This is a genomic window from Pelotomaculum propionicicum, from assembly GCF_004369225.1.
Lineage (GTDB): Bacteria > Bacillota > Desulfotomaculia > Desulfotomaculales > Pelotomaculaceae > Pelotomaculum_B > Pelotomaculum_B propionicicum.
On sequence record NZ_QFFZ01000078.1, the window covers coordinates 1 to 9300 of the forward strand.

General features: G+C 49.5%; 7 protein-coding genes and 2 riboswitches. Of the genes, 1 reads left to right on the top strand and 6 read right to left on the bottom strand.

Going from position 1 to position 9300, the window contains the following annotated elements; all coding sequences use genetic code 11:
* Positions 1–120: 120 nt before the first annotated feature.
* The 6 genes from Pmgp_RS18245 to Pmgp_RS18270 form a co-directional block, all read right to left on the bottom strand.
* A complete protein-coding gene (locus Pmgp_RS18245; RefSeq protein ID WP_134215972.1) occupies positions 121–597 on the bottom strand; it encodes a hypothetical protein in 477 nt (158 codons plus the stop codon).
* A gap of 59 nt (positions 598–656) precedes the next feature.
* Positions 657–1607, bottom strand: coding sequence for a formate/nitrite transporter family protein (locus Pmgp_RS18250; protein ID WP_134215974.1), 951 nt, complete (start codon positions 1605–1607; stop codon positions 657–659).
* 529 nt (positions 1608–2136) lie between these two features.
* Positions 2137–2262: riboswitch (molybdenum cofactor riboswitch) on the bottom strand.
* An 80-nt stretch (positions 2263–2342) separates the two neighbouring features.
* A riboswitch (cyclic di-GMP riboswitch) is annotated at positions 2343–2434 on the bottom strand.
* Positions 2435–2703: 269 nt separating this feature from the next.
* Positions 2704–4620: an NAD(+) synthase gene (gene nadE, locus Pmgp_RS18255; protein ID WP_282432922.1), complete on the bottom strand. Its 1917-nt coding sequence runs from the start codon at positions 4618–4620 to the stop codon at positions 2704–2706.
* 176 nt (positions 4621–4796) lie between these two features.
* A complete protein-coding gene (gene asnB / locus Pmgp_RS18260) occupies positions 4797–6644 on the bottom strand; it encodes an asparagine synthase (glutamine-hydrolyzing) (RefSeq protein WP_134215976.1) in 1848 nt (615 codons plus the stop codon).
* Between the two features lie 216 nt (positions 6645–6860).
* A complete protein-coding gene (locus tag Pmgp_RS18265) occupies positions 6861–7952 on the bottom strand; it encodes a DUF4367 domain-containing protein (RefSeq protein ID WP_134215978.1) in 1092 nt (363 codons plus the stop codon).
* Between the two features lie 28 nt (positions 7953–7980).
* Positions 7981–8541 carry an RNA polymerase sigma factor gene (locus tag Pmgp_RS18270; protein ID WP_243119952.1) on the bottom strand — a complete coding sequence of 187 codons (561 nt, stop codon included), beginning with the start codon at positions 8539–8541 and terminating at the stop codon, positions 7981–7983.
* Between the two features lie 394 nt (positions 8542–8935).
* Here Pmgp_RS18270 and Pmgp_RS18275 point away from each other — a divergent pair, with 394 nt between their 5' ends.
* Complete coding sequence (locus Pmgp_RS18275; protein ID WP_134215980.1) at positions 8936–9190, top strand: hypothetical protein; 255 nt, start codon at positions 8936–8938, stop codon at positions 9188–9190.
* Positions 9191–9300 lie beyond the last annotated feature (110 nt).

Sequence of the window (9300 nt, forward strand, 5' to 3'; positions counted from 1 at the left end):
TCCTCCTTTGTAATCGCGGTACTGGTCAAAAAGCTTTTGCATTGCAGCTTCCTTGGTTTGGTCAGCTTGTTCGCCGCATGTACAGGATGCCAATTACTACTCCCCCTCTCTTTCGTCCCTCTATTTGATTTTTGTGCCGCCGCTCACCTTAGCCATCTTGACCCCCCAGATGTTCTTCTTCTTGGTGGGCCCGATGCGCAGGGAACCGGCTGCTTCTACCTTGTCTCCAGGTTTGATATCCTCGCGGGGCGCCCAAAACATGAATACGCCGATCTCTCCGCTGTCGTCTCTGATGCGGAAATTGGGACGGTTCAGCCATCTCAGCGACATGGCCTCTATGGTGCCGCGTATGCGCACGGGTTCTCCCGCGCCCAGTGAAGCCAGTTCTTTGATCTTACGATACTTGTAACTCGCAAAGTCAACCTTGTCCATCTGCCGCCTGTTCATCTCGGTCATTACCAGGGGCACGGCGAGAAGCACCAGCAGCATGGGCAGGGCTGTCAGTAAAAATTGTGAGTTCCGGCCGAGCGCGAAGCTGAATATCACAAAGACTGTGGCTATCCCTAAACTGACGTATGCAGGTATGGACATCCGCACCGCGAGGATACCTCCTTGGAGTTATTAATGAACTTGTGCTTCGTTATTTGGTCAACCGGTTACTTGCCTACTGAAGCTCCTGACTGGTAGCCGGGCCTGTGCTCTTCGGGAAACTCGTTCCTGTAGCACAGGAAGTATACGACGCCGATAAACACCATGCCGCCGATGATGTTGCCTATGGTCGCCGGGATGATGTTCCACAGCCACACGTCGCCCCAGGTCAGCCCGCCGAATTTATGCAGCAGGGGGCTCCAGTATGTCACTGTCCCGTCTGCTGCCGTTGATGCCACTTTGTCCGCGATTTTGGGGAAGCTCTGGTATACCATCAGGCCCGCGGGCAGGAAATACATGTTGGCCACGCAGTGCTCAAACCCGATCGAAACGAAGGCCATGATCGGGAACCAGATGCCGAAGAACTTGCCGATGAATTCCTTGGCTGTTATGCCAAGCAGGATGGCCAGGTTAACCAGGAAGTTACAGCCGATGCCGTTGGCCAGGCACGACCACCAGCCTATATCACCCATGGACTTGTACGGCAGTGTCTTGGCCACCGCTATAGTCACGGCGTTCAGAGCAAAGGCGTTGGGTTCCGCCGTGGTAAAATTGCCCTGGGTAAAGGGCCCTAATACCATCAGGTACGCCCAGGCCATGGAACCGATAAAGTTGCCTATATAAACAAATACCCAGTTCTTGATCACGCTGCCCACGCCGGTCTTGCCCATCATTACCGCCAGGGGCCCCAACATCGCGTCACCGGTGAACAGTTCCATACCGGTGAGCACGGTCGCAATCAGTCCTACCGGGAACACGGCGCCCCCGATTAGTTTGCCGAAGCCCGCTCCCAGAAACTTGGCCACTTCTGTGCCGCAGACGGTGCACAGCGCGGCGCCGACCGCAATGTATACTCCTGACATGAAACCGCGCAGCAAAAGCTGCCCAACCGGCAGTCCCATCTTATATTTGCCGGCGTTTCCGGCTAAACATACTGTCATTACTGGAGGATTGGCCATATTTGTAAAACCCCCTCTTACTAAATAAATTTAAAATTGCTCTCCTAATACTCTCCTCATATGAGCTATAAATGAATCTGTATTACTGGCTGCTTGACAGCCATTATCCAAACCCTGCCCTTATCACCCCCTCTTCTCTCTCTGTAAAGTCTAAAGCTCCCGCTATCACCCCCTCGGCTTCTTAAACTTGTCAGGTGAAAACCTTAAATTTCACCAAAACCAGAAAGTGGTACCACATGACAATTAATACATAATTTACTAGAAGAGCTAAAAAAATGCCAGCATCCCCATAAGCCGAAAATTTTTTTATATCCAGCAAAATCTTATTATTTAAAACAGTGAATTTATTGCCACTTAAAACTTAACTTCAAAAAGGTTAGTCGTCACATATATGTATAATTATGGTATTTTAGCTTAAAATAAGCCGTCATGCCTCCCTTTGCCGAAAAAATTTTTATAGAGCAAAACTTTCCGCCATTTCGTATCTTCTTCTATTTTAATATCCTTATAAAACAAAAGGAGGAAAAAGCATCAGGTACTTTTTCCTCCTTTCCACAATGGGAGGCGCAACAGTTTCCTACTGCACCCTAAAGGCCTGCAAACCGTGCACTAAAAACATGTTTAGGTTAATCAGAGCTCGGAGAACCTATATTGTTTTATATACAGTTAAAATAATAAAAAAAGGGTATGTATAACCTGAAAAACAGACTATACCCACCCCAGTAAAGTCAATGTCCTTGCAACCTGGCAATCATAGCCTCTTTTAACTGGCCTTAGACCCATAGCTTTGCGCCACCGGCTTTCGAACGGTTTTGCCCAACACGCTGTCAATATTAAACTATAATGAAATAATATGAAATATTATGACATATTTGCCAAATGTTATAATATTTTCAAAAAAGTATTGGGCATATAAATTCATTACAAAATATAATTAGTGTATTCTGTATTACTAATTAAATTCCTGCTAAAGTCAAAATTTTTTTAAGATTGCTGAATAATAAATTCTCATATTATTATAAAAAAAATTTTATTAAGCAGATAAAATAAACTCTCTAATTCCGGCCCCGGAAAAATCCTTACTGGTTACCTTGTCTCACCCGATTTCTTTCATCAACTCCCTTTTAAGCTTCTGGTAACCGGATGTAAAATGGACCTGGTTCTGCGCTTCGCGATGGTCGAACCCGTAAGCTCTTCTGCTTACAGCCAGGACCGGCGGGGCCTGGATTCTTTTGGCCACACCCATGCCGCAGTAAAGCTTCCACCATTTTTCCAGGTCCTCTATAAAAGCGGCGGGACTGCTGAACAGCTGCGCCGCCAGCCCCGGACGGCAGCCAATCTGCTCTTCTAAAACCCCCTGGGTGTACCAGGTCAGTATGTCTTCAGGCGTGGCCCTGTTCCAGTGCTCCATAAAGGCGCGGAAAAGGTAGTCGTGGTAGGGGTAAACAATTGGGTCGCCCTTACCCTGATCGACATCCTGTTCAGGAGAAAGCTCAGCGCTCGGAACCAGGTCGATAATCTTACGGGGAATCACTTCCCTGCCGTATATATGTTCATTAAGATACAGAGCAAGCTCATAAACCTGGTGCTTCCATAAATCAGCCAGAGCCGCCAGAAAACCGGCCAGGTCGCCGTACAGAGTGGTGTACCCCACAGTCATTTCGCTTTTGTTGGCATTACAGGTAAAGCCGCCGCCAAAAGCTGCCGCCACACCGGCCAGGATCCTGGCTGAACGGTCACGGGCCTGAATGTTTTCCGAGACGAAGGACGATACATTAAGGTTGAACTCACTATTGTTATTGGGGTTGACAACCGGTGTCCGGCCAATTTGTTTTACAGTATACTCAAACACCTCCTGGATCGGCATGACAGTATACCAGCAGCCAAGATTTTGGGCCAGCCCGGCGGCCAGGTCCCTGGTTGTCCGGGAGTTGAAAACACTGGGCATGTTAACCAGGAGCACATTTTCCGGTTCAAGAACAGTACTGTAAAGACAGGCGCTTACCGCGGAATCTATACCGCCGGAAATCCCGATTACAACTTTTTTCATCCCTATTGCCGATAAAAATTTGCTTGCACCGTAATGAAGAGCCTTATATATACTGGCTATGTCACGGTCATCCGGCACTGTGACACACGGCCGCTTTTTCGCACTGGCGGATAGATCAAGTTCAACTATTTTAAGCCCGGCAGAGAAAGGGTGGCAGTAGTCGGTTATCTCACCATCAGCGTCGTAGACTGTACTGTAGCCGTCGAAAGTATAAACTGTTTTCCCGTTATTCTGGATCCCCACATTATTTACATAGAGCAGAGGGACACCGGCAGCAGCCACCTGTTTTGAAAATACCCGGTTTCGTTTATTGTTCTTTCCCAGGGTAAAAGGTGAAGCTGATATGTTTATAAACAGATCGACCGGGCCGTTGCGGTGAATTGTCTCAATGGGTTTGACATTATATTCTTCACTCCAGCCGTCCTCGCAAAGGATACAGCCAAGTTTAAGACACCGTCCCGAGATCTCCACTGCAACCGGCTGCAGAAGTTCCTCCACCGCCATGTCCATCTCCTGCGCCAGCTTGCGCAGGCTGTAAAAATGCCTGGTGTCGTCAAACTCGCGGTAATTTGGGTGCAGCGTTTTTATCCTGAACGGATATGGATATTTTTCGCCGCCCACCAGCCTGCCGTTTTGCGCGACAAAGAAAGCGTTATACTTGCGCACCCTGCCGTCATCGCCTGTCTTGTTCCAGTCAACTCCCACATTGCCGAAGAGGACGCATATACCACGGGAGGCCGCAACAACGCTTTTGCCGTATTCCTCGCAGTCCCGCAGGAAAGCCCGCTGCTCCCAGGTGTCTCCCAGCAAATACCCTGGGATTGCCATTTCGGGGAAAATAACAATTTCAGCTTTTTGGGCACGGGCCTCCTCGATCATGTCCAGTATGGTCCGGCTGTTTAAATCAGGCCTGCCGGGTATAACTTCCATTTGTCCCAGTGCTGTTCTCAGCAATACTAACACCTCACCAACTAGATGTCCCTATAAATCAAGAGATTATACAACTTTTTAAATATTAGCACGGAATCATGGTTTTGTTAACACTTCCAGTGGGCGCAAAAGACAGGCTCTTTCGAAAAAGACGCAGAAAAGCCCTTGGTTCGGGCTTTTGCTGGAAATCTGAAAGGTAAGGCTGATTATTAAATTATAGATACTTTATAAGTTCGCAGCCAGGCGTCCACCTGGATCAGAAAGGCCAGAAACTGGGGGCCTCGCATCAGCTGGCCGAACCAGGGCCGGTCAAAAAGCGACCCGTCTGATTCAGCCAGTCTGCGCACTTCGCCGGCGTTTATCAGGGGCAGCAAAGGAGAATTCACATCATCAAGAAGATCCAGGACCATCTCACGAACGGCCGCTAAATACTCGGGATTGTGTGTCTTGGGGTAGGGGCTTTTAGTTCTCCGCAGCACATCACCCGGCAGCATACCGCCCAGCGCCCGGCGTAAAATACCTTTGGCCATGCCGTCACAGTTCTTTATAGCCCACGGGATATTCCAGACATATTCAACCAGGCGGTGGTCACAGAAGGGCACACGCACCTCCAGGCCGACGCCCATGCTCATCCGGTCTTTACGGTCAAGCAGCGTCTGCATGAACCGGGTAATATTAAGATATAATATTTCCCGCATTCTCGCCTCAAAAGGCTCCTCACCCGGCAGCCGCGGAACTTCCGCCAGGGCCTCCTGGTAGCGCTGTTCCACATATTTTTCCGGTTGGAGCAAGGAAACCAATTCAGGAGAGAAAAATTTGAACCGCTCGCGCAGCAGGCGCACCCAGGGGAAAGATTTGGCCCGCAGGGCAGCCCTATCGTGGAACCAGGGATAGCCGCCAAACACTTCATCCGCTGACTCCCCCGACAGAGCGACCGTATGCTCTTTTTTTATTTCTCTGCATAAGAGATACAGGGAGGAGTCAATGTCAGCCATACCGGGCAAATCGTTAGCCCGCGCAGCCGGCAGGAGGGCGTCGGCCAGTTCATAATTATCAATTTCAACCACATGATGGCTGGTGCCGAGATAATCGGCCACGCGCCCGCTCCAATCAGCGTCGGAGTTGGGCTGGAATAAATCCGGGCGAAAGTGGCGCTCATTGCCTGCATAGTCTATAGAATAAGAGTGCAGCAAACCTGTATTTTCCCGCTTGAAAGCCGCTGCCGCAATCGCTGTGATAGCGCTTGAATCAAGGCCGCCTGATAAAAATGCGCATACCGGGACATCGGCGACAAGCTGACGCTCAACGGCATCCTCGAAAAGCTCCCGGACCCGGGCTGCTGTGACATCCAGGTCATCAATGTGGGGGCGGCTGACCAGAGACCAGTACCTGCTTAGGCGGCTGCCGTTTTTGCCATAGATCAGACAGCAGCCAGGCCTTAATTCGAAAACACCCCGGTAAACACCATGGCCGGGTGTGCGGGACGGCCCCATAACAAATATTTCAGCCAGTCCCTCAGCGTCAACCACCGGGTGCACCGCGGGATGCGCCAGCAGCGCCTTTAGTTCTGACCCGAATACTAATACTCCTCCCTGCCGGGTATAGAACAGGGGTTTCACGCCGAGTCTGTCGCGTGCCATAAACAGGCATTGTTCAGCTTCATCCCATATGGCAAAGGCGTAAATCCCGTTAAAACGCTCTACGCAGGCTGCCCCCCACTGGATATAAGCCATGAGAAGAACCTCCGTGTCAGAATTGCGGGTGAGGAAAGTGTTGCCCAGCCCTTCCAATTCATGTCTCAATTCCAGTGTATTATACAGTTCACCATTATAAGTGACAGTATAGACTTTGTCCCCCCGGCGGCGGGTCATGGGCTGACTTCCCCCGGCGGGGTCGACTACCACCAGCCGGCGGTGTCCAATTGCCGCATGCTTTGACAGCCATATCCCTGACGCGTCTGGCCCCCGCCTGGAAAGGGCGCCGAGCATGGCCTCCAGGATATCCCCCTGACCGGTAAGGTCAGCCTCCCAGTCAACCCAGCCAGTTATACCGCACATTTAATCCTGCCTCCTTTAATAAAAAAATAGCCCGAAAGAAGCGGCGCCGCATCTTCCGGGACTTCATTGTCCCATATATCGTACCTAATATATCTTTATGCCGCCTCTTTAAAAAAGAAGCCTGGACATTAACAAAAGAAATAAAAAGCCACCCCTTTTCAAAGGATGGCAAATAACTTTTTGACAGACTATAATCGGTAATTTATCTAAAAAAGGCTAACCTATAGAACAAGCGATTTTTATTATCTCATCCACAGTTAGCTCACCGCTTACAGAGAAGATCCACTCGCCGCGCTGCCAGCGTAAAACTGTAAAGACTCCTGAACCGTTACCGCTTGCGTCTTGCTTGTTTTCTTCGAGTACAGCCCTGGCGCCGTTGATACTTACCAGGGCCCCCCCCGCGGCCTGCTGGTCGTAATTAAACCCTGACGCCGTCGCCCTGCCCTGGCTTATGATGACATACGAGCTGCCGGACCGGTAAGTTTGGTAGGCCACTCCTGAACGCCATGAAACATCTACAAGCCTCATGCCCGATGGCAGGTAGGTTGGCTTTAACGGTTCAAAGCCCGCATCACCGGCAGCTGAGTCATAAATTTCTCCGCTTACAGCCTTCACGCCGCCGCCGGCGGCCGGGGGTGCGGTTGTTACAGACATAGGCCTCTTTTCCAGCTGTGCCCGGGCATCTTCAGAAGCGCCTGGCTGCGAGGCCGCGGCCGGAGGCGGCGGCTGCACGGCTGAAGGTTTTTCCGGTTCCGCCGCCGGCTTTGTTGATGACTGCAACCCGGCATCTTTTTTCTGGCTGGCGCCGCCGGCCTGCAGATCCTGTCTTTCAGTGGTTGGAGCAGCCTTTTCATCAGCAATAGGGACACTATTATCCATATCACTGGGACCGGATCCAGCTGTCAGTGGTACTGCCGGCGAATCTGAGATCGCCACCTTTGGCTGGTTTGGAGGGCTGTAAAGATTGTAATAACCAAACAGGCCCGCAGTAAGCACAACAAGCAGCAAAGCTGCGGCGACAGCGGGAGTTCTGACCAGTGCAGGCAGGAAGCCCGTCCGGCGCCGCGGCCTTTTTTCCATAGCAAGCGCCATTTCTATCCTCTCATTAAGGCTCTTAGGCACCTCAATACCAGCCACCATTTCATGTATAACTTTTTTCAGGGCAGCATCAGCTTTCTCCAGCCTGCTGAACTCACACCGGCAGTCCTCGCATTCTGACAGGTGGCCTCTGACTTTCTGCTCCTCAACCCCGGAGAGGGTCTTATTAAAGAAGTCATTCAGCATTAATTTGATGCCGTCACAGTGCATGATTCCAGCCTCTTTCCAACTGTTCTAATTAAAGCGGGTTTGCTGACAGGCGCTCTTTGACCATGTTGCGGGCGGAGTTCAATCTTGACTTGACGGTGCCGGCAGGTATGCCTAATATATCGGCCACTTTCTGCACCCCGAAGTCCATACCGTAATAGAGAGTCAGCACCAGCCGGTACTCCGGCTTCAGGCCTAAAATAACCTCTTTGAGGTCAATCCGGCTTTCTATTTCGTCCATATCCCCGTTCCTTATTGATAAATTTAAAGACAACTTATTAAAAGCGGCATTTTCCCGGTTGAGCTTCCGGAGCCTGTCATAACAACGGTTGACAACAATCCTGTATAGCCATGTCTTAAAAGACGATTCCATCCGAAAAGACTTTATGCTACGGTAACAGGTTAAAAATGCCTCCTGAACCACATCTTCCACCTCTTCGCGGTCGCGCAGAACCATGAACGCGGTACGGTACGCGTCCGTGGAGTATTTTTGCACCAGTTTGGCAAATGCTTCATTGTCCCCTGACTGGGACATTCTGATCAGACTTACATCAGACAAGGTTAACTCACCCTGCATTTCTTTTATCTCCACTGAAGGCCTTCTATAAGCATTAGACTGAATATATGCTTATAGGGTTCATTATACCAGCATTACTTCGCCATTGACATGGTAATTGCCTGGTGTCATAATAAAACTGGCAATATATTCCTGGGGAGAGTGTCGGGAACACAGCGCGGTCCGGGACCCGCTACACGGTTCGAGTCCGTGTCTTCCCTAAAACAAAGGAAGCCCTGGCTTTTAGCTGGGGCTCTCCGTTTTAATCAGGCCTCTTATTGAAAGTTTTTTTGTGCATACTGGAATAAAATTTACGAAATGATTATGACATGTCCTAAAATATACGAATATTTAGAATATTTTCTATTGTCAAATAATATGCTTTTCAAGTATTATATAAGTAAGATCATGGTTGAAAGAAGGGTCAATCATGTATGATGTATGCGATTATGAATTTATGTACGGAAATAGAATGGCCACGGTGTTTAAATTCCGCGAGGGAATGAAAATTATTGGCTTCATATACGGCAGCAATTTTGAGCTGAGAGTCTTAACCATCGGCAACAACCCCCGGAGGAAGGGCTTTGGCCGAAAGGCTCTTGAGTTTCTGCGGCCCAGGTTTAATAAAATAAATGTGACTGAAATCTGTGAAGCAGCCCTGCCTTTTTTGTATTTGCTAAACTAAAAGTGTACCAATTTTAACCCATTGATCACCAAAAAGTTGACCACCCGATCAAACCAATCCTGTACACTGTAACTGGAAATTAACAGGCGTACAGGAGGAAAGGAAATGAT

Excerpts from the sequence above, each read along its gene's own strand:
- Pmgp_RS18265 (WP_134215978.1), bottom strand. The coding sequence starts at position 7,952 with ATGCACTGTGACGGCATCAAATTAATGCTGAATGACTTCTTTAATAAG.
- asnB (WP_134215976.1), bottom strand. The coding sequence starts at position 6,644 with ATGTGCGGTATAACTGGCTGGGTTGACTGGGAGGCTGACCTTACCGGT.
- Pmgp_RS18250 (WP_134215974.1), bottom strand. The coding sequence starts at position 1,607 with ATGGCCAATCCTCCAGTAATGACAGTATGTTTAGCCGGAAACGCCGGC.
- Pmgp_RS18275 (WP_134215980.1), top strand. The coding sequence starts at position 8,936 with ATGTATGATGTATGCGATTATGAATTTATGTACGGAAATAGAATGGCC.